This window comes from Galbibacter mesophilus, from assembly GCF_023721415.1.
Lineage (GTDB): Bacteria > Bacteroidota > Bacteroidia > Flavobacteriales > Flavobacteriaceae > Galbibacter > Galbibacter mesophilus.
Map to the genome: position 1 here is coordinate 161,684 of NZ_JAMQVC010000002.1, position 22,779 is coordinate 184,462.

A 22,779-nucleotide genomic window follows, 5' to 3' on the forward strand; every position below is an offset into this window, starting at 1 on the left:
ATAATAAATCCATACAAAAGAGTTTATTTTAAATCTTATTACTCAATACTAGAATCTAAAAACTATTTCAAAAAAATGAGAACAGCATATATAGTAAAAGCATACAGAACAGCCGTAGGGAAAGCCCCACGCGGTGTATTCCGATTTAAAAGACCAGATGAATTGGCCGCAGAGACCATTCAATACATGTTGGATGAAATTCCAAATTTCGATAAAACCCGTATCGATGACGTAATGGTAGGTAATGCCATGCCAGAAGCTGAACAAGGTTTAAATGTAGGACGATTAATCTCTTTAATGGGATTGAAAATTGAAGATGTACCTGGTGTTACAGTAAACCGTTATTGTGCTTCAGGAATCGAAACTATTGGTATGGCAACAGCTAAAATACAATCGGGAATGGCTGATTGTATTATTGCTGGTGGAGCGGAAAGTATGAGTTACATCCCAATGGGTGGATACAAGCCAGTTCCAGATTACCAAGTAGCTAAAAATGGTAATGAAGATTATTACTGGGGCATGGGGTTAACGGCAGAAGCTGTTGCGAATGAATATGAAATTTCGCGTGAAGATCAAGATGAATTTGCTTTTAACTCGCATCAAAAAGCATTGAACGCTATAAAAGAAGGTAAGTTCGATAAGCAAATTGTACCCATAACCATTGATGAAACCTATGTGGATTCAAACGGTAAAAAAGCTACTAAATCGTATACAGTAGATACAGACGAAGGACCACGTGCTGATACTTCCAAAGAAGTATTGGGCAAGCTAAGACCTGTTTTTGCTGAAGGAGGTAGCGTAACGGCTGGTAACTCTTCGCAAATGAGTGATGGTGCAGCATTTACATTAGTGATGAGCGAAGAAATGGTAAAAGAGCTTAATTTGGAGCCTATCGCTCGATTGGTTTCGTATGCAGCTGCCGGTGTGCCGCCAAGAATTATGGGTATCGGTCCGATTAAAGCAATTCCAAAAGCACTGGATCAAGCAGGATTGAAACTAGATCAAATTGATTTAATTGAGTTGAATGAAGCTTTTGCTTCTCAATCGCTAGCGGTAATTAGAAAACTAGGATTAAACCCAGACATCGTAAATGTAAATGGTGGGGCCATTGCCTTAGGACATCCGCTGGGTTGTACTGGAGCCAAGCTTTCAGTTCAACTATTCGATGAAATGAGAAGAAGAGAAAGCAAGTATGGTATTGTTACCATGTGCGTAGGAACCGGTCAAGGAGCCGCTGGGGTTTATGAGTTTTTAAATTAAAAGCCCTTGTAAATCTCCCCTTACGGGAGACTTTTGATGTGTTGAAATTGTAAAAAAGATGTCAGATCGAGCGCAGTCGAGATCTCATTCTCTGTTATGAATGTTTATTACGTTTATATTTTAAAATGTTCAGATGGTTTGCTTTATACGGGGATGACAAATAATATTTCTCGCAGAATTGCGGAACACAGCGAGGGAAGAAATAAAAATTGTTTTACATATAAGAGAAGACCTGTTGAATTATTATTCCATCAGTGTTTTAACTATGTTAATCAAGCTATTTATTTTGAAAAGAAAATAAAAAGATGGAGTGCTAAAAAGAAACTAGCATTAGTAAATGGTGAATTTGATATGCTACAAATATTATCTGAATGTAGGAATGCCTCGCACTATAAATATAAACTGTAGGGTCTCGACTGCGCTCGACCTGACAGGAAATTATTGATTAAAATTTATTATAAGAAATTGATACCATGGAAACAGAAGCTAAACAAGAATTAACAAGAGGTGGTCAGTTTTTGGTGAAGGAAACCAAAGCTGAAGACGTATTTACTCCAGAGGATTTCTCGGAGGAGCAAAAAATGATGCGTGATTCTGTAAAGGAATTTGTAGATCGCGAAATTTGGCCAAACAAAGAACGTTTTGAACAAAAAGATTATGCGCTTACGGAAGAAGTAATGCGTAAGGCTGGAGAACTCGGACTTTTAGGTGTAGCTGTGCCAGAAGAGTATGACGGACTAGGAATGGGGTTTGTAACAACCATGTTAGTTTGTGATTATATTTCTGGAGCTACAGGATCGGTAGCAACTGCTTTTGGAGCACACACAGGAATTGGTACCATGCCAATTACCCTTTACGGAACCGAGGAGCAAAAGAAAAAATACGTGCCAAAACTTGCTACGGGTGAGTGGTTTGGTGCTTATTGTTTAACAGAGCCTGGAGCAGGATCAGATGCGAACAGCGGTAAGACTAAAGCCGTTTTGTCTGATGATGGAAAGTATTATTCGATAAGCGGACAAAAAATGTGGATTTCTAATGCGGGATTCGCAAATGTATTTATCGTATTCGCTAGAATTGAAGATGATAAAAACATTACCGGCTTTATTGTAGAAAACGATCCTGAAAATGGAATTTCACTAGGAGAAGAAGAAAAGAAGCTCGGAATTCACTCTTCATCTACGCGTCAAGTTTTCTTCAACGAAACGAAAGTTCCTGTTGAAAATATGCTTTCAGAAAGAGGAAACGGATTTAAAATTGCGATGAACGCGCTGAATGTTGGTCGTATTAAGTTGGCAGCTGCTTGTTTAGATGCACAAAGAAGGGTAATTACCGAAGCTACAAAATATGCTAACGATAGAGTTCAATTTAAGACACCAATTGCTCAATTTGGAGCGATTAAATCTAAAATTGCTGAAATTGCAACGGCTACCTATGTAGACGAATCTGCTTGTTACCGTGCTGGTAAGGATATTGAAAATAGAATTGCTATCCGTCAAGAAGAGGGAAGTTCACATCAAGATGCAGAATTGAAAGGTGTTGAAGAATACGCTATAGAATGTTCTATTCTAAAAGTGGCGGTTTCTGAACATTGCCAGAAAACTACAGATGAGGGAATTCAGATTTTCGGTGGAATGGGGTTCTCGGCAGACACTCCAATGGAATCTGCTTGGAGAGATGCCCGTATTTCTAGAATTTATGAGGGTACCAACGAAATCAACCGTATGTTATCAGTAGGGATGCTAATTAAAAAAGCAATGAAAGGTCATGTAGATCTTTTAGGTCCTGCAACTGCGGTTAAAGATGAATTAATGGGTATTCCATCTTTTGATACACCGGATTATTCTGAGTTGTTTTCAGAAGAAAAAGAAATGATTGGAAAGCTCAAAAAGGCATTTTTGATGGTTGCAGGAAGCGGTGTTCAAAAATACGGACCTGATTTAGAACAGCACCAGCAACTTTTAATGGCTGCAGCAGACATATTGATTGAAATTTATATGGCAGAATCGGCTATTTTGAGAACGGAAAAGAATGCTAAACGTTTTGGAGAAGAGAGCCAGAAAGAGCAAATAGCTATGGCGAAGTTAAATCTTTTCCACGCGGTTGAGAAAATCCAGACTCGTGGGAAGGAAGGAATCTCTTCTTTTTCGGAAGGAGATGAGCAAAGAATGATGTTGATGGGATTAAAGCGTTTCACTAAGTATGCAAACCTTCCAAATATCATTGAATTACGTAATACAATTGCTGAAAAAGTAATTGCTGAAAATCAATACTGTTTCTAATAGAAATGGTATATAGCTAGAATCCAAGGGTTTTAGAATTTAGTTGTTTTGTTGAAAACGCTCCGAAGGCATCGGGGCGTTTTTCGTTTTAACTAGCAGGGTATGAATTGTATAAGTTGCACTTTTAAAATTGCTCCCAGATTATGACTAATAAAACATTTATCTATTTCATATAGGAATAAATTAATACTATCTATCGTAAAAAGACTATATTTGATGGCAAACTCAAAAAAAGACCAAATATGAAAACCTTTTCAACCTACTTGATGCTTTTAATTTCAGCTTTATGTTTATCACAGGCATCAGATTCTACCCAATTAAAAGAAATAGAGTTTGTAGAAATGATTACTTATGGCAGTACGGTAGAAATTTTTAAGGGAATAGACGCCGATATTAAAATTGATGAAACTTACGTATTGCCTTGGCAGAAAGAACTATCTTATAAAGAAAGCATTGGTGCGGCCTTGGACACTCTTATTAAAAATTCAACGATTAAAATTGAAAAAAATAGCTTTTCAGATTATGTTTTGAGAATGGAGTCTTATTTTCCAGAATTCATTAATGAAGGATTAATGGACGCATTTGAATTATCCGTGGTTTCTAGCGATATTAAAAATAATGGCCAACAGCTCAACATTCAAGATGGTGGAATGGTAAATTTTGGTTTTCATTCTTATTCTGGCTATAAGAATGGAAGTTCTTACAGTCACAGTTGGCGAACCATCGACGCTTCCTATCCAATAAAAAGCGAAGTCGTATCGGAAGACTTTCAGGGAACCGCTCAATTCCAAGGAGGATTTGTGGAAGGATATCAGTATGCACCAATTAAAAAATCTGATATAGGTAAAAAAGTACAACTTGGAAATACGGCTGTTACCGTGGTTGACATTTTAAAAAATGTAGTTATTCTTGATTTGGGTGCAAATGAAGATTTAGAAGTAAAATTGGTCAACTTGAATAAAGAAGGAAATAAAATGTACTATAGTGATGGGTTTGTTTCACAGACTGTTTATGAAGACACCTATTTTCTCTTCAAAGAAAAGCCAAACCTTACATTGGAAGAATATCAAAAAATTGTTCGTCCTAAATTTTTAAAATTAAAGGAATCGAAAAATCGAAATGGTGTTTTCGGTAAAGAATTTACAGCTCTTACCTACGGGGGAGAACTCCAAGAGGCTTATGTTTACATGCCAATATATAGCTCTAAAACATTTACTGTTACCTATGATGATAATAAATATAAAAATATCCCGCAAGCGCCACCTATTCCTGAAAGCGAAGTAAAATTGGATCTTCATTTTGAAACAGAAAACGAACAAGGTATACTATTGGGAGAAGATTTGAATCTTTTAGATGAGAAATTAACTGGCGTGAAGAAGGTTTCTTCAGGTAGTTTTGTTAATATCTTAGGTAAAACAGTTTCTTTCTTTAATGGCAAAGAAAAAGACTATAGTTGCAATGGATATAAATATGTTAAAATTGAATATCAGGGTATAGAATACGTAATACCAGGTCTCCACGTATTTAAACTGGAAAAAGTTGATGACAATAGATTTTCAGGAACTGAAAGAATTAATTTCTATAAAGCAGAATCCAGGGATTACTTAAAGCCAATAAAACCCGTTGATGAAATGGAATTTTGTGAACATAATACATATTCTCCAGTCATAATGAATATGCCTGATAGCAATTCTTACTATGTGGTTCAAATTGAAGACAGTGATTCGCCATCAAAAATAATTAAGTCTGAATTTTATGATATTATAAAAGTAGATCAAACTGAAAATGGATATAATCTAAAAGCAAAATATGATGGTGTGATTTATGAGGGTACTATTAAAAAAGAAGATGACAAATACATTATGAAGGACTTAAAAAAATAGCAATAAAAGAATCTATTAAGGATCTTTATTAATAACCAGTTCTTGATGAGAAACAAAAAATCCAATATAGGTTCGTTGATTAAGCTCACATTTATTGTAGGCATTTTGTTGCTCACTTTTATTGTCTTTTCCAATTATTCAATCGAAAGGGCTGTAAGAGGTAAGACATTCTATGCGGTAGATATCATCCCGCATAACAAAGTAGGCTTACTACTAGGAACTGCAAAAAAATTGCAAGATGGTAGAATAAACCCATATTTTCAATACAGAGTTGATGCCGCTACGAAACTTTTCAATGCTGGAAAGATTGATTTTATACTTATTAGCGGGGATAACAGTGAAATAGGGTACAACGAACCAAATGACTTCAAAAAGGCGTTAGTAGCCAATGGTATACCAGAAAATAAAATATTCTTAGATTATGCTGGCTTCAGGACACTTGATTCTGTGGTGAGATCCAAAAAAGTGTTCGGACAATTTTCTATCACCATAATCTCTCAACGATTTCATAATGAAAGAGCAATTTATTTAGCCAGTAAATTTAATATCAAGGCAGTTGGCTTTAATGCCAAAGACGTGGAAGGTAGCGGCGGACTGAAAACACAGCTTCGGGAATATTTAGCTAGAGCAAAAGTCTTTTTTGATTTAATCTTTCAAGTAGAACCTAAGTATTTGGGTGATGAGATTAAGATTGAGTAGTTTTTCAAATACCAATATTTCCCCAAAACCATTTAAATTTATCATTATCCAAAACGTCCTTTAGAGAGCTATAAGGATTCCTTTGGTTATTAATTGCATTGAGGCTGGAGTAGTTATTATTCAATTTTAAGACCTCAAAATGATAAATTGGCAATTAATTGTACTTCATTTTGTTAATTTAACAATAAAAAAACTCATCATTACTACATCATTTTGTAAATTTAATATAAATCCCCTCTATTTAGTTAAATTTAATTAATTGATAATCAGTGGTTAAAAATTATTAAACCTTTTGATGTACTTAAGGTGTGGTGCTTTTTAGCTACATCGATTTCGTTTATGATAATTTTAAGGAAGCTAACTTTAATATAAATAGAAATATGAAAAATTTTTTATTATCATTTTTTATGTTGTGTTGTTTTTGGGGCTTTGCTCAAGAAAAAACAATTACCGGTGTGGTTAGCGATGATCAGAACATGCCACTACCGGGCGCGACAGTTTTAGTAAAGGGTACATCTAACGGTACCCAGACAGATTTCGATGGTAATTATACTATTGAAGCAAATACTGGTGATACACTGGTTTTTTCCTACGTAGGAATGGATTCTAAAGAAGTAGTTGTAGGCAGTTCTTCAACTATAAACGCTGCTTTATCTGTTTCAACCAATGAGTTGGATGAAGTAGTAGTAGTGGGGTATGGTACGCAAAAGAAAGAAGATGTTACTGGTGCAATTTCCGTAGTAAGCGGGGAAGAAATTGCTAAGCAACCCAATGCGAATGCAGTTAGTTCAATTCAGGGTAAAGTACCTGGTGTAAATATCACTAATTCTGGTAGGCCCGGAGCATCTCCTAATGTGAGGATTAGAGGTGTTGGTAGTGTTAGTAATTCTGATCCACTTTATGTTGTGGATGGTGTATTAACTAATGATATTTCTTACCTAAACAGTTCGGATATTGAGAGCATGAACATCCTTAAGGATGCTTCCTCTTCTGCGATTTATGGTATCCGTGCGGCAAACGGTGTAATTGTTATTAAAACCAAAAAAGGTACAGGAAGGGATGAAAAGCCAAAACTTACATACGATGGTTTTGTGGGGATGCAAACTGTAGCCAATACCTTGGAAATGGCAAATGCTTCTGAATATGTTGAAATGTATAATGAAAAGCAAGTTTTCGAGGGAAGTAATAACTTTTTAAATGTTGCAGATTTCGATGCCGATACAGATTGGTTTGACGAAATAACTAAGGATGCAGCTTTAACAACTTCTCATAATATTTCAGTAACTGGTTCTTCAGAGAAAACAAGATATTATTTAGGATTTGGTTATTTTGGACAGGACGGTATTTTGGATGCTGGTCAGAATATCAACTCTGGAAATGATTTTAGAAGGTTAACAGCAAGAGCTGGATTGGATGTAGATGTTAAAGACTATTTAACAATTGGAGGTTCCATTGTGTATACAGATACTCAAAATAATAATTCAAATGAACCTTTTTACCAAGCGTTTATTGCTCCACCAATATTCAACCCAATAAACCCTGATGGGACTTACGGTGAACCAACTGGAGTGGGTAATTTCGCTAACCCACGTGCTTCTTTGGATTTTAGAAGAAGTAAAGGAAAATCAAATAGGGTTCTAACCAATGTTTATGCGCAATTAGAGCCTGTAAAAGATCTTACTTTCAAAATAAGCTTCTCTGGAGATTATTCTAATGGACGCGATTTTAACTACACTCCTGTGTACCGTGTAAGTCCGAGCCAAGGGTCGGATATTAGCACGTTAGTTAGAAATTCTTTTGAAAATGATAACTGGTTATGGGAGAATACATTGACATGGTCTAAATCCATAGATAAACATAATTTTACGTTGTTAGGTGGTTTTTCCCAAGAGGAACGTATTTCTTTTGGAATGGAAGGAATTGCAGATGATGTGGCTTATAACGGAGATGATTCCTCATTATATTTGGGTCTTGGTAATGCGGATACGGAGGAAGTAGATGATAGAGGTAGTAAAGTACGTTACCAATCCTTTTTTGGTAGATTACAATATAAGTTTGACAATAAATATTTGCTAAACGCTACATTACGACAAGATGGAGCATCCAATTTTCCATCCTCTAATAACACCGAAATATTTCCATCTATTGGTCTTGGTTGGATAATGAGTAACGAAGATTTTATGGATTATGAAGCTCTTACTACTTTAAAACTTAAGGCAAGTTGGGGTAGATTGGGTAATGCAAATGTGCCTAGAGGTTTTGACGTTACTGCTTCAGATCCCGGATTAACTTATTTTGGTGGTCAAGCATATGTATCTAGATCTATTAGCGAGTTTTCAGATCCAAGTATATTTTGGGAAATTGTTGAAGAATATGATTTAGGTGTAGAAGTAGCATTTTTTCAAAATCAATTGAAGGGTGAGCTAAACTACTACAATAGAGCGACTAATGATGCAGTGTTTAGTGTAACTCAATTAGGTTCTTCAGGGGCAACAAACACCTCTATTCTTACCAATGCAGGGAGCTTTTTGAATAAAGGATTCGAGTTTAGTGTATCTTGGAATAAACAAGTAAGCGATGATTTTAGCTATGGAGTTTATGGAAACTATACCACTATCGATAACGAAGTAACCGATGTTAAAGGTTCTTCTTTCTTGAATGCTGGCCCAGGATTGTTCGGAAACCCTATTATTAGAATTGAAAAGGGTGCAGAAATTGGTTCTTATTATGGATATTTAGTAGATGGTGTGATCCAAACTGATGAAGAAGCTGCGCAATTCGGAGCGCCAAAAGGAGCATTTAAATTTCAAGATTTGAATAACGACGGTCAGATTGGTGAGGACGATAAAGCTTTCTTAGGAAGTCCAATTCCTGAATTTACCTACGGATTTGGATTCAACATGGCTTATAAAAAGATAGATTTTGCTATCGATTTCCAAGGAGTTACGGGTAACGAAATCTACAATTACAACAGAAATGCAAGGTTTGGTAACGAAAACTGGGATAAAGATTTTTACGATAATAGGTGGACGGTTAATAATGCAACCAATTCTTATCCTACTCCCAATTCAGATCAAAGTACGTTAAGACCTAGTTCTTTCTTTGTGGAGAAGGGAGATTACTTCAGAATAAGAAATATTCAAGTAGGTTATACATTGCCTAACGCAAAAATAGGAAGTTCTCAATTATGGGAAAGTTTTAGAATATATCTAAACGCTCAAAACCCTTTAACATTATTCAGCTATAACGGATTCTCTCCAGAAATTAGTGGAGAGCAAAACGATGGAGGAGTTATTGAATCTGGAATTGACAGAAACGTGTATCCACTTTTTGCAACCTATAACTTAGGGTTCAACATTACATTTTAATAAAAATTTAAATGCATAGAACAATGAAAAAACTATATATAATTTTCAGTCTTTTAGCTTTTGCAGCTTGTGAAGATGATTTTTTAGATGTGCCATTGGAAGATAGTACGCCAGCTGAGGAATTTTTTGTAACACAAGCAGATGCATTGGAAGCGACTAATCAGATATATGCTTATCAAAGAAATTTTTCACTTTGCGGATTTCCTTATTTAGCTATTTTTCACATAACCTCAGATGATTCAGATAAAGGAAGTAATCCTGGTGATGCTGCTTTCCTAAATGACTTCGACCGTTTTACATTTGACGCATCAGCATTTTCGATAAATGGATACTGGGTTGGTCAATATCGTGGAATCAATTTTGCTAATCAGGTTATAACAAACGTTCCTGATATCGAAATGAACGCCGATTTAAAGAATAGGTTACTTGCAGAAGCAAAGTTTTTTAGAGGGTATCATTATTTTAATTTAGTTCGAGTTTTTGCGGGTGTTCCGATCTATGATGGTTTGCCTGAAGATGGTAATTACAACATTCCTAGAAATACTAAGGAAGAAGTTTATGATTTTGCTATTCAAAATTTAACGGAAGCGGCAGAAGTTTTACCTGTTTCTTACGGAGCAACAGACGAGGGTAGAGCAACCAAAGGAGCAGCAAAAGGGTTATTGGCTAAAATTGCTTTATATCAAAAGGATTGGGCAAAAGCAAAAATGCTTACTGAAGAAATAATGGGAATGGGGTATTCTTTGTTTCCAGATTACTATCAGTTGTTTAGATACCAAAACGAATACAATTCAGAAGTTATATTTGATATTCAATCTACTGCTGATGGAAACTGTCAGGCAACTTCGCAGTACGGACAGATTCAAGGGGTGAGAGCCCAATACGGTTGGGGCTTTAATTCACCATCAGAAGATTTGGCAAATGCTTACGAGACTGGGGATTTAAGAAGAGATGCTTCTATTTTATTCGTTGGTGAGACCACACCAGAGGGAGACTTAATTACTGCGGGTAATGATCCATCCAACCCGACTAGATATAATCAAAAGATTTATGTTCCTTCTTCTGATTTCCGTAGAAATAATTGTGCTGAAAATTCAGATTCAAACATTCCCGTGCTTCGTTATGCCGATGTACTGTTAATGAATGCTGAAGCGAACAATGAATTAGGGAATACACCTGCTGCATTGGAAAGTTTGAACAAAGTAAGAGAAAGAGCTGGGTTGTCACCTTCTCAAACAGCAAGTCAATCGGAATTGAGGATGGAAATTTATCATGAAAGAAGAGTAGAACTTGCTTTAGAAGGAGAACGCTTTTTTGATTTGGTAAGAACAGGAAGAGCTGGACAAGTATTAAGATCTAAAGGGAAAAGCTTTAAAGATGGGATTAATGAAATTTTTCCAATCCCTTCCAATCAGATTACGCTTAGTAACAATGTTCTAACCCAAAATCCAGGATATTAAAAGAAAATAAAACCCTCATGCGATTAATTCTAGCATTTTTGGCTGTCACATTCACACTGGTTGGATGTGACAGTTCCAATAAAAAACAAAATAAGGAAGATGCAATTGATGTAACTTCCAGAGTAAAAGATTCAATTCATTTTGAACCTTCCAAAGAAGATATTGCTTTATTGGATACGCTTCAAAAGCAAACTTTCGATTATTTCTGGGAAGGTGCACAGCCCAATTCTGGATTGGCGGCAGAGCGCATTCATTTAGATGGTATTTATCCTTCTGATGATAAACATATCGTAACAACTGGAGGAAGCGGTTTCGGACTGATGGCGATTCTCGTTGGCGTTAAACGTGGATATATTACCAAAGAACAAGCGTTAGAACGTTACACAAAATCAGTCGATTTTTTAAAGAAAGCCGATCGTTTTCACGGAGCATGGCCACATTGGCTGGATGATAATACTGGTAAAGTGAAACCTTTCAGTAAATACGATAATGGCGGAGATTTGGTGGAAACTGCTTTTTTAATTCAAGGCTTGTTAACTGTAGCCGAATACTACAAGGAGGATACTTCAGAAGAGGCTAAAAAACTGGTTTCCGACATCCAGCAACTTTATGAAGAAGTGGAATGGGACTGGTACACAAAAGGTGAAAATGTATTGTATTGGCATTGGTCACCTCAATATGAGTGGAAAATGAATTTTCCTGTTGGAGGTTATAACGAATGTTTAATTATGTATGTTTTAGCGGCGGCTTCTCCCACGCATTCTATTTCTAAGGAAGTTTATGAGCAGGGATGGGCAAAGAATGGCGCTATCGCTAATGATACTACTTATTATGGTTTGGAAACTGAGTTAGACCATTACGAGCATAACCAAGATCCAGTTGGTCCGCTGTTCTGGGCGCATTATTCATATTTGGGATTAAACCCAAAAGGATTAAAAGATCAGTATGCAGATTACTGGAAACTCAATCGTAATCACGCTCTTATTCAATATCGCTATTGTGTAGACAATCCGAAAGACTTTAAAGGCTACGGTGAAAATTGTTGGGGACTTACATCCAGTTACTCAATGAGAGGCTATGCGGGACATCATCCTGGAAAAAGCGACTTGGGAGTTATTTCTCCAACTGCAGCACTTTCTTCTATGCCATACACACCAAAAGAATCTATGCAATTTGTAAGGTATATGTACAAAGAGCAAGATTCTTTAATTGGAAAATACGGTCCGTACGATGCGTTTAGTCTCGAAAATAATTGGTATTTGCCTAGATATTTAGCGATTGATCAAGGTCCGATTCCGGTTATGATTGAAAATTACAGAAGTGGATTGCTTTGGGATTTGTTTATGGAAAATGAAGACGTCCAGAAAGGACTTAATAAATTAGGTTTTACTTATGAAAAATAGATTAAAGTTAGTTAGCTTTTTTATTTTGTGTTTTCCCATGATTATGATAGCGCAACATGGTCTTTACGAAAAGAGTAATTTTGTTAAAGACGGGGATACGTTGCGCTATCGTATCATGCTTCCTAAAAACTTTACAGAAGGAAAAGAGTATCCTTTGGTGCTGTTTTTGCATGGAGCTGGAGAGCGTGGAAGCGATAATGAAAGTCAGCTAACTCATGGAAGTAGTCTTTTTGCTTCGGAAGAAAATCGAGAGAATTTTCCGGCGATAGTAATATTTCCGCAATGTCCAAAAGACTCCTATTGGTCCAATGCCGATGTTGATAGATCACCAGAGGGAGGCGTTAAACTCGTATTTAGTGATGGTAAAGAACCAACGAAAGCGTTAGGCTTAACTATGAATTTACTTGATGATTTTTTAGAAAAGCCTTTTGTGAAAAAAGATCAGGTTTATGTGGTCGGACTTTCAATGGGGGGTATGGGAACGTTTGAAATACTTTCTAGAAAACCAGAAACTTTTGCTGCAGCTATTCCTATTTGTGGAGGTGGTCGCGAGGAAGCGGTAAAGAGATATGCAAAAACACCTATTTGGGTTTTTCATGGCGCTTTAGACAATGTTGTAAGTCCTTTACACTCCGTAAAAATGGTAGAAGCACTTTTAGAAGCAGGCGGAAAACCAAAATTTACTCTTTATGATAATGCTAACCATAACAGTTGGGATCCTGCATTTGCTGAACCAGACTTTTTAAAGTGGTTATTCTCAAATACACTTACTAAACAATAAAATAATCTTTAACCGACTTAAACCTTAAAGGAAAAACAGAATACAATAAATATTTTAAAATGACAATACAAAAAAAGGTAGCGATGCTCATTGCTGTAATTTTTACTTCCGCAATGATGGCCCAAAATGACGAAAGAATTCCAGAAGTAGAATCACTTTTGGAAAAAATGACTATTGATGAAAAAATTGGTCAGCTGAATCTTTTAACACCAGGTGGAGGAGTAGCAACCGGTTCTGTGGTGAGCAAAAACGTTGAAGCAAAAATAAAAGCTGGAAATGTCGGTGGACTTTTCGGTGTTGCGAGTCCGGAAAAAATGAAAATGGCACAGGATTTAGCGGTAAAAGAAACTCGCTTACAGATTCCGCTGCTTTTCGGTTCTGATGTTATTCACGGATATAAAACAACATTTCCTATTCCGCTCGGACTATCCTCAAGTTGGGATATGGAACTTATTAAAAAAACAGCTCAAATTGCAGCTAAAGAAGCTACTGCAGACGGAATAAATTGGAATTTTTCTCCTATGGTAGATATTGCACGCGATCCACGTTGGGGTAGAATTGCCGAAGGGGCGGGAGAAGACCCGTATTTGGGTTCTGCGGTTGCAAAAGCAATGGTTACCGGTTATCAGGGAGACGATTTAACTGATAAAGAAACTATGTTGGCATGTGTAAAGCACTTAGCTTTATATGGCGCTGTGGAAGGTGGTCGCGACTATAATTCCGTAGATATGAGCAAGGTTAAAATGTTCAATCAATACCTACCTCCATACAAAGCGGCAGTAGATGCTGGCGTTGCAAGTGCCATGAGTTCTTTTAATGACATCGATGGTGTTCCGGCCACTGGAAACAAGTGGTTATTGACTGATTTGTTACGTGAACGTTGGGGTTTTAACGGTTTTGTAGTTTCTGATTATACTTCTTTAAATGAAATGATCGCCCATGGTTTGGGTGACTTACAAGCAGTTTCTGCATTGGCTTTAAAAGCAGGACTGGATATGGATATGGTGGGTGAAGGTTTTTTATCTACCCTTAAAAAGTCGCTGGAAGAAGGAAAAGTAACAGAAGAAGAAATAACCAATGCGTGTAGAAACGTATTGATTGCAAAGCATAAATTAGGATTGTTTGATGATCCTTATCGATATATTGATAGTTCCCGACCAAAAAAGGATATTCTTACCAAAGAAAACCGAGAAGTAGCTCGTAAGGCGGCACAACGCTCTTTTGTATTGCTTAAGAATGAAAACAATGTTTTACCGTTGGAAAAGACTTCCAATATTGCTTTGGTGGGACCGTTGGCAGATAGCCGAAATAACATGTTGGGAACATGGGCTCCTACAGGCGATTTAAAAAATGGAATCACCATTTTAGAAGGATTTAAAAATGTCGCTCCAAAAGCTACTATAAATTACGCTAAGGGAAGTAATATTTTAAACGACAAGACGCTGGCTAAAAACATAAATGTTTTTGGACCACGAGTGGAAATTAGTAAGGAATCTCCAGAAGAATTACTGAATGAAGCGCTAACCATTGCGAAAAAGTCGGAAGTTATTGTGGCTGTAGTTGGGGAAGCTACCGAAATGAGTGGAGAGGCTGCAAGTAGAACTGAGATTTCTATTCCAGATACTCAAAAGAAGTTGATAAAAGAATTAGTTGCCACTGGAAAACCTGTAGTTTTGGTGCTTATGAGCGGAAGGCCTTTGACTATTCCAGAGGAGTTCAATTTGCCGGTAAGTATCCTGCAAGTTTGGCATCCTGGAGTAGAAGCAGGAAACGCCGTAGCCGATGTTGTTTTTGGTGATTACAACCCTTCAGGTAAGTTAACCGCTACTTGGCCTCGTTCTATCGGACAAATTCCAATTTATCATAGTATGAAGATTACTGGAAGACCAGCGCCCGCTTCAGAAGAATTCCAAAAGTTTAAGTCGAATTATTTAGATGAAAAAAATTCGCCGTTGCTACCATTTGGGTATGGATTAAGTTATACCACTTTTGAATATTCAGATATAAAAATCAACAAAGAAACGATTCAGCAGGGAGAATCTGTAGAGGTTTCGGTAGCGCTTAAAAATACGGGAGCATACGATGGGGAAGAAGTGGTTCAGTTGTATTTGCGCGATGTGGTTCGCAGTGTAACACCACCAAGTCGTCAGTTGAAAGGCTTTAAAAAGGTGTTTTTGAAGAAAGGAGAAACTAAAACGGTTACAATTACACTTTCTCCGGAAGATTTAAAGTTCTATAATTCTGAACTTGAATTTGTAGCTGAACCAGGTAAATTTGAAGTATTTGTTGGCGGAAATTCCAACGCAACCTTAACAAAATCGTTTGTTTTAGAATAGCGATAGCGTATGAATTGTTTTCAGAAGAAATTATTTAAAAAACTAAAATCTTTCGTTGAACCAGTTTCAATGTCAGGTCGAGCGGAGTCGAGACCTTCTTTTGAAGGAATAACTGTTAAAAACCTCTCAACTCCGTTTGAGGGAATAATAAGAATTAAACGTTCTTCTAAAAACTATGTGATAGTTTTAATCTTTACTTTTTTCATATGGCAACTTTCGGCTCAAGAGCGTTTTAAAGATATTGTTTATAAAGAAGTTTCTTCAAAAACGTTTACGTACAAAGATACTTTGCAATTGGATTTTTATGATTCGGATGTTGATTCAAAAAATGAAAAGAATAAATTTCAGTTAGTGAAAAAACCGCTGCTCATGTTAGTTCATGGGGGCGGTTTTGCTTCTGGTAAGAGAGACAACCCTTTGGAGAAAAAGTTTTGTGAGGATATGGCAAGAAGAGGTTATGCCGTTGCTTCCATAAGTTATCATCTTGCACGCAAAGGAAAATCTTTTGGTTGCGATTATGCTTCCGAAGGAAAAACAAAAACATTTGATTCTGTAACTGAAGATATTGTTTCAGCAACAAAATTTTTACAAGAAAAATCTTCAGAATTAGAATTTGATCCCAACAAAATTATTTTGGTGGGGAGTAGTGCCGGTGCAGAAGCTGTATTGAATACGGTATTTGTTGAAAATAAACACCAAGGAATACATTACGCCGGTGTAGTGTCTTTTGCGGGAGCTGTCATAAGCTTAGACGGACTTACCAATGAAAATGCGGTTCCATCTATCTTTTTTCATGGGGAAAAAGACAATCTCGTTCCTTATGGCGTTGCTCCGCATCACTTTTGTAAAGAGGATGCGCCAGGATATCTACTTTTATACGGCCCGGAAGCAATGTCGGAAAAACTTGAAGCGTTAGGCGAGTCTTATTTATTGGTGCACGATCCAAACGGCAACCACGATTGGGCCAATATCGGTTATAGATATACCCAAGAGATTGCCAATTTTGTCGCAGAGACGATTATAAAAGGGAATAAAATTCAATCAAATCTTGAAATTATAGCTAAGAAATGAAACATCCATACTTAATTTTTTAAGCTATAGCAGGATTATTATATGGATGTTCCATGTGACATTTGAAAAAAACATAATTAAAGACACATGAAAATGATTTATAAAATACTATCATTGGTAACTTTCGTTTTGCTTTTCGCAAATTGTAAGAATGCAAATGAAAACACCACGGAAGAAGTAGCCGATAACAATGAAAAGCCAAATATATTGTTTATTATGGCTGATGATCACGCTTTTCAAGCCATCAGTGCGTACGGACATCCATTAGGCAAATTGGCGCCTACGCCAAACCTTGATAGGATCGCAGAAAATGGAGCCATTTTTAACCATACCTACTGCACCAATTCCATCTGCGGTCCCAGTAGGGCGGTAATCTTAACAGGAAAGCATAGCCACATTAATGGTTTCCGTCAAAATGGGGAGCGTTTTAACGGAGATCAACCTACCTTGCCTAAAAAAATGCAGCAGCTTGGCTACCAAACTGCTTTGGTGGGAAAATGGCATTTGTACGGTTATCCGCAAGGATTTGATTACTGGAACATTATAGACGACCAAGGCCATTATTATAATCCAGATTTTATTAGGATGGGCGATTCTATTCGAATCGATGGGTATGCTACCGATATTATTACAGAAGATGCGATTGATTGGTTAAAAAATAAAAAGACGACTGATAAGCCTTTCTTTATGATGCTTCATCACAAGGCACCGCATAGAAACTGGATGCCACCATTGCGCTACTTAACTGTGTATGATTCTATTCAATTTCCGTTACCGGATTCTTACTTCGATGCGCATGAAAATCAAATTGCAGCGCAACAACAATTGCAAACTATCTATGATGATATGTATGAAGGGCACGATCTTAAATTGAGCAAGGAATATGGAAGTACCGAACTTTCAGTAAATCCGTGGACAAACGATTTTGACCGTATGAGTGCGGAGCAACGCAAAATTTGGGATGAAGCTTATTTACCGAAAAACAATGCTTTTTGGAAGGCAAACTTACACGGAAAAGAATTAGCAGAATGGAAAGGGCAACGTTACATGCACGATTATTTGGCAACAGTAAAAGCTGTGGATGATGGTGTTGGAAAGGTATTGGATTATTTGGAAGAGAATGATTTAGCTGAAAATACAATCGTGGTCTACACTTCGGATCAAGGCTTCTATCTAGGTGAAAAAGGTTTTTTTGACAAGCGCTTCATGTACGAAGAATCGTTTAGGATGCCGATGTTGATTCAATATCCAAAATCAATAAAACCTGGAACAGTAATAGATGCACTTACCCAGAATCTGGATTTTGCACAGACATTTTTAGATTATGCAGGAGGAACCGAGCTCACCCAAGATATGCAAGGAAAATCGATAAGGCCACTTTTAGAAGGGAAGGTTAAGGATGATGATTTTAGGGATGCATTGTATTATCATTACTACGATTTCCCTGCTTTTCATATGGTGAAAAAACATTACGGAGTTAAAACAAAGCGTTACAAACTAATGCACTTCTATGATGATATCGACGAGTGGGAGTTTTACGATTTGCAGGAAGATCCGCAGGAATTGCACAATGCCATTGATGATGAAAAGTATGCTTCTGTTATTGAAAAAATGCATGCCAAATTAGATTCGCTTCAAAAAATTTACAAGGTAACCGACAAAGAGTTCGAGCAAGCACCGAAAAAGAGAATCGAAAACACGTACAAGAATTTTGATAGAATGCGTGGAACACCTATTGAGTGATTTAGAAATGAATTAAAAAGCTTAGGCTGTAAGTAAGTAAACATAGCACCGTATCTCCTCGAGCCCCCGCCTACCAAAGCATTTCGGGCAGGCAGTCGAGAGGTTATTAAGTGTGAAGTTTAAAAAATGAGGTCTCGACTGCGCCTGTCTGCCGACAAAGGCAGGCTCGACCTGACCTAGGCGATTTTTTATAGGATCAACTGCACAAGCTAGATAAAAATTTTATTCAGATGAAATCAACTATTTTCTTTGCTTTTTTAATCTTTTCCGTGTCGATGATCGGTCAAGATTTAAAAGTAATGACGTATAATATTAAATACGACAACCCGAAAGACACAGCAAACAATTGGGAGACTAGGAAAGCATTTCTAACCTCCCAATTAAATTTTTATGCGCCCGATATTTTTGGGACTCAAGAAGGACTACATCATCAATTGAAAGATATTGAAAACGGACTCCCAAGATATAAATTTGTGGGTGTAGGTAGGGACCATGGGAATAATGAAGGAGAGTTTTCTGCTATTTTTTACAACACGGAAAAATATAAAGTTAAAGAAGAAAGCACCTTTTGGTTATCAACCACGCCAGAGATACCCTCCAAAGGATGGGATGCAGCGATTAAAAGAATTTGTACGTATGCGATTTTTAAGGCAATAGAATCGGGTAAGGAGTTCATGGTTTTTAACACTCATTTTGATCACGTCGGTAAGCAGGCGCGTTTGGAAAGTTCAAAATTGATTCTGAAAAAGATAAGAGAAATTAATACTAAAAAACTTCCTGTAATTCTAACGGGCGATTTCAATTTGGAAAGTAATTCTCCAGGGGTTATTGCCATAAAAGAAGAACTTTTGGACACGCATTTAGAAGCTGGAAAAAATGCTTTCGGTCCAGAAGGAACCTTTAATGGCTTTCATTTTGAAAAACCTGTAAAGCGAAGAATTGATTTTGTATTTATTTCCAAAGATGATTTTGAAGTTGTAAAAAGCGGCATTTTAAGTGATTCCAAAAACTTAAAATACCCATCGGATCACTTTCCGGTAATCGCATATTTAAATTTTAAAAATTAAAAACGACAGTTACTTATTAATTTTAAAAGTACCTGTTTCATTATTAAAGGAAATAAGATCTTTTGGGAAGAGGTTTTGAAAACTCCCTTTAGAAATTAAATGGCAAGGCTCATCAAAAGTAGTTTCGTTTTTGTCTAAAATCAACATTTTATCGCACAACTGAATGGCCAGATCTATTTCATGTGTAGAAAATAGAATGGCTTTTCCCGTTTTCTTGGCAATTGTTTTCAGTAATTTTAAAATATAGGCTTTGTGATAAATGTCCAAATGCGTTGTCGGTTCGTCCAGCAGGATAATCGATGTGTCTTGGGCTAATGCACGAGCAATCATAACCCTTTGTAGCTGACCGTCACTCAGCTCAAAACAATTTTTGTGTTGTAAAGTGTCTAGACCGACTAGGGAGATAACTTCTTTTACTTTTTCTTTATCGATTTCGGAAAGACTTCCAATCCAATTCGTGTAAGGCTGTCTTCCGAGTGCAATTACTTCAATTACACTTAAATTTTTAGCTGGAATATGTTCTGTAAGAACCACACTTATTTCTCGCGCTAACTGAACTGGCGAATACCGTTTCAATTCTTTGCTTTTAACTTTTATTTCTCCGCTTAATCGGTTTTGTACGTTTGCTAGCGTTCTTAACAAAGTAGATTTACCAATTCCGTTTGCTCCCACCACAGCCACTAATTCACCCATTTCAATTTTAAATTGAATGTTTTCAGCAACAGAAATGTTTTCTTTTTTTGCTGAATATCCAACAGTTAGTTTATTGGTTTCGAGGATGATATTTGGATTTGTTGTCTCTATCTTTTTAAATTGAAGTTGTAAATATAAAATGAAATTAGGGATTCTTTTTTAAAACACCATTTTTCGCTTACGTACCAATAACCAAATAACCACGGGTGCACCAACGATGGAAGTGATTGCGTTAATGGGCAATGAATATTCGCTGGTTGGTAATTGCGAAATGGTATCGCATATCAACATTAAAATAGCGCCAAATAAGATAGTGGCGGGAACCAAGACATGATGGTTTTGCGATTTAAATAATTGACGGGTTAGGTGCGGCACCGCCAAACCAATAAAGGCAATGGGTCCTGCAAAAGCTGTAATTCCCCCTGCTAAAATGCTCGCAGCGAGTATTATTAAGAATCGCGATTTTTTAAGTTGAATACCCATGCTTCGAGCATAATTTTCACCTAATAAAAATGCATTTAATGGTTTTAAGACAGCAATTGTAATGAAAACCCCCAATAGGAACAGACCACTTAATAATGCTAATTGGGTCCAGCTTAAATTACCTAGACTTCCGAAGGACCAAAAAATGTATTGTTGCAAGCTTTCTTTACTCGTAAAATAGGATAGCACACTTACTACCGCCGTTGTAATGCTTCCAAACATGAGTCCGATAATGAGTAACGCCATTGTATCCTTTATTCGGTGGGCTACCACAATTATGGAAAGCAACACCAAAAAACTTCCGATAGTGGCTGCCATAGCAATGGAAAATCCACTTACTAAAAAAGAGGCAAATGTGCCCACAAAAAGTGAAGATCCCATGATAAGCAAAGCCACTCCCAAGCTGGCGCCCGAGCTAATCCCTAAAACAAACGGCCCCGCTAACGGATTTCTAAAAAGTGTTTGCATCAGCACACCACTTAGGGAAAGTCCGCCACCCACTAAAATAGCGGTAAAAGCCTTGGGTAATCTATAATTTACAATAATATATTGCCAAGATTCTTTTTCGATGGAATGACCCATTAGGATATTCAAGATGTCTCTTAAGGGAATTTTTACCGACCCCAAACTTATATTCAGAAGAAAGAAAAAGATCAGCAGAATTGCGAGCAATATGTATTGTAATTGGTATGTTTTAATTGAATTCAAGGTTGCAAGGGCTTAAAAAAGACCGGTTCATGGTCTTCTAAAATTTCAGGATGCAAAATATGGATTAAATCTTTTAAAACAATGTCTGGACGGGAAGGGGCTAATTCGTAAAAAAGTAAACCGCCGGTTTCTCCTTTAGTAAGACCAAATGTATAGATATTTTTATTTTTGAAAACTTCAAATTGTTCATAATGCTTATTGCTGTCACTTAATTGGGAATAACTTGTAAATTGACCTGAACCAATCCAGTAATCGGCGTTTTGGGCTTTTTCTAGCACGCTTTCAAAATTAAGGGATAAGCTGCCCGTGCCTTCTGATTCATTCCATAAATAATCAACATTGGCATCATTTAGAAACTGAGCCATCCAACTTTCTCCTGCGGGAACATACCAAATATCCCTAAACATCGATCCGCTTAGAACCGTAGGGCGTCGTTTGGTTTTTTTTGCCAAGGTTTTCGCTTTATTATAATTGGAAGCAACAGTTTTAAAAATACTATCGGCTAATTTTTCTTTTTTGAAAAGAAGTCCGAAAAATTTAATCCATTCTGCTTTTCCCAACGGACTTTCCTCCACCCAGTCGCCATTATAAACCACCGGAATGTTGGCATTTTGTATGTTTGAATAGGTTTTGTTTTCACCATTCACCGTGAACCCCATGACCATTTCTGGCTCTAAATCTAAAAGCACTTCCGTGTTTATCTGTTCGTTAAGTCCTAATTCTTTTATCCATCCTTCTTTAATTTTAGCTCTAATACCTTCCGAAGAAATATAATCTAAGCCTGGAAAGCCAACTAATTTATCACTTATACCTAGCGCTTCAATGGCGGGAATATGTGTAGTGGAAGTCGCCACAAATTTGTTGACAGGAGTCGGTATTATAGCATCGTATTGGGAAGCATCAAAAGTGATTGATTTTAAATCTTCCTTGTCAATCAAGGCATAAGTAAACGTTTTTGTGGCATTGGGCCAAGGAGCAGTAACCTTAACCGTAGTGATTTTTCCTAGATTTTCTATATGAAAACCTTTTGCATAATCAATCCTTACCGAAGTGTTTTGGTTTACAGGGAATTCACCGGAAATTGGTAGCGCTTCTTTTTTTGGAGCTTCTTTGCAATTTACTAGAAACAATACCAATAAAAACGTTAGTATTCTCATTTTGTACACTAAAAATTCAGCATTAAAATTAATATTATTAAATCTTTTTAAGGCAACCTTAAGGAAATTGTTTATTTTCGTGGCGAATTTATGGTTTTAAATCTGTTTTCAACGGATTTAAATTAAAAGGGAATACGGTGAAATTCCGTAGCTGTTCCCGCAACTGTAAACTTTATGCTGAGCGCGTTCCTTCTGAACTCGTTTCAGTATCTTTTAAAATTTGCTTTATGCTTTTTTAAAAGTGTGTTGTTTACTTCATAGAAACCACTGTTTTGAAGAAAATTTCGGAATGGGAAGGTGAAGCAACATAAAAGTAAGTCAGGAGACCTGCCATAATTCATGGATAATGTCAAACTTTCGGGATAAAGGTTTGCGTATGGGTAAACTC

At 36.7% G+C, this 22,779-nt stretch carries 16 protein-coding genes and 1 riboswitch; of the genes, 13 read left to right on the plus strand and 3 right to left on the minus strand.

All coding sequences use genetic code 11. The features are described 5' to 3' along the window. Positions 1-75: 75 nt before the first annotated feature. The 13 genes from NDQ75_RS07670 (at position 76) to NDQ75_RS07730 (ending at position 19,350) form a co-directional block, all read left to right on the plus strand. On the plus strand, positions 76-1,260 hold the full coding sequence (locus NDQ75_RS07670; RefSeq protein WP_202026882.1) for an acetyl-CoA C-acyltransferase: 1,185 nt from the start codon (positions 76-78) through the stop codon (positions 1,258-1,260). A gap of 96 nt (positions 1,261-1,356) precedes the next feature. Further along, a complete protein-coding gene (locus NDQ75_RS07675) occupies positions 1,357-1,668 on the plus strand; it encodes a GIY-YIG nuclease family protein (protein ID WP_202026884.1) in 312 nt (103 codons plus the stop codon). 65 nt (positions 1,669-1,733) lie between these two features. Further along, positions 1,734-3,539 (plus strand): acyl-CoA dehydrogenase family protein, encoded by a 1,806-nt coding sequence (locus NDQ75_RS07680; RefSeq protein WP_202026886.1) that lies wholly within the window; start codon positions 1,734-1,736, stop codon positions 3,537-3,539. A 242-nt stretch (positions 3,540-3,781) separates the two neighbouring features. Further along, a complete protein-coding gene (locus tag NDQ75_RS07685; RefSeq protein ID WP_202026887.1) occupies positions 3,782-5,422 on the plus strand; it encodes a hypothetical protein in 1,641 nt (546 codons plus the stop codon). Between the two features lie 45 nt (positions 5,423-5,467). Beyond that, positions 5,468-6,121 (plus strand): SanA/YdcF family protein, encoded by a 654-nt coding sequence (locus NDQ75_RS07690; protein ID WP_202026889.1) that lies wholly within the window; start codon positions 5,468-5,470, stop codon positions 6,119-6,121. 380 nt (positions 6,122-6,501) lie between these two features. Further along, positions 6,502-9,489, plus strand: a complete 2,988-nt coding sequence (locus NDQ75_RS07695; RefSeq protein ID WP_202026891.1) for a SusC/RagA family TonB-linked outer membrane protein — start codon at positions 6,502-6,504, stop codon at positions 9,487-9,489. 23 nt (positions 9,490-9,512) lie between these two features. Continuing rightward, positions 9,513-10,949 carry a RagB/SusD family nutrient uptake outer membrane protein gene (locus NDQ75_RS07700; protein ID WP_202026893.1) on the plus strand — a complete coding sequence of 479 codons (1,437 nt, stop codon included), beginning with the start codon at positions 9,513-9,515 and terminating at the stop codon, positions 10,947-10,949. Positions 10,950-10,966: 17 nt separating this feature from the next. Beyond that, complete coding sequence (locus tag NDQ75_RS07705) at positions 10,967-12,352, plus strand: glucoamylase family protein (RefSeq protein WP_202026894.1); 1,386 nt, start codon at positions 10,967-10,969, stop codon at positions 12,350-12,352. Continuing rightward, positions 12,342-13,133 (plus strand): carboxylesterase family protein, encoded by a 792-nt coding sequence (locus NDQ75_RS07710; RefSeq protein ID WP_202026896.1) that lies wholly within the window; start codon positions 12,342-12,344, stop codon positions 13,131-13,133. Before NDQ75_RS07705 ends, NDQ75_RS07710 begins: the two co-directional genes overlap by 11 nt. A 113-nt stretch (positions 13,134-13,246) precedes the next feature. Then, the gene (gene bglX / locus NDQ75_RS07715) at positions 13,247-15,469 is read left to right on the plus strand and encodes a beta-glucosidase BglX (RefSeq protein WP_394368754.1); all 2,223 of its coding nucleotides are present in this window, start codon (positions 13,247-13,249) and stop codon (positions 15,467-15,469) included. Between the two features lie 69 nt (positions 15,470-15,538). Then, a complete protein-coding gene (locus NDQ75_RS07720; RefSeq protein WP_202026899.1) occupies positions 15,539-16,540 on the plus strand; it encodes an alpha/beta hydrolase in 1,002 nt (333 codons plus the stop codon). A 93-nt stretch (positions 16,541-16,633) separates the two neighbouring features. Then, positions 16,634-18,283 carry a sulfatase family protein gene (locus NDQ75_RS07725; RefSeq protein ID WP_394368755.1) on the plus strand — a complete coding sequence of 550 codons (1,650 nt, stop codon included), beginning with the start codon at positions 16,634-16,636 and terminating at the stop codon, positions 18,281-18,283. A gap of 230 nt (positions 18,284-18,513) precedes the next feature. Beyond that, positions 18,514-19,350: an endonuclease/exonuclease/phosphatase family protein gene (locus NDQ75_RS07730; protein WP_202026903.1), complete on the plus strand. Its 837-nt coding sequence runs from the start codon at positions 18,514-18,516 to the stop codon at positions 19,348-19,350. Positions 19,351-19,359: 9 nt separating this feature from the next. Here NDQ75_RS07730 and NDQ75_RS07735 read toward each other — a convergent pair whose 3' ends face one another. From NDQ75_RS07735 to NDQ75_RS07745, 3 genes are read right to left on the minus strand one after another with little or no spacing between them, the layout of a single operon-like run. Then, a complete protein-coding gene (locus tag NDQ75_RS07735; protein ID WP_202027708.1) occupies positions 19,360-20,154 on the minus strand; it encodes an ABC transporter ATP-binding protein in 795 nt (264 codons plus the stop codon). Between the two features lie 48 nt (positions 20,155-20,202). Beyond that, entirely contained in the window at positions 20,203-21,234 is a 1,032-nt protein-coding gene (locus NDQ75_RS07740) for a FecCD family ABC transporter permease (protein ID WP_202026905.1), read from the minus strand. Continuing rightward, positions 21,231-22,391, minus strand: coding sequence for an ABC transporter substrate-binding protein (locus tag NDQ75_RS07745; protein WP_202026906.1), 1,161 nt, complete (start codon positions 22,389-22,391; stop codon positions 21,231-21,233). The genes NDQ75_RS07740 and NDQ75_RS07745 overlap by 4 nt, the downstream gene beginning before the upstream one ends. A 74-nt stretch (positions 22,392-22,465) precedes the next feature. Further along, a riboswitch (cobalamin riboswitch) is annotated at positions 22,466-22,740 on the plus strand. Positions 22,741-22,779 lie beyond the last annotated feature (39 nt).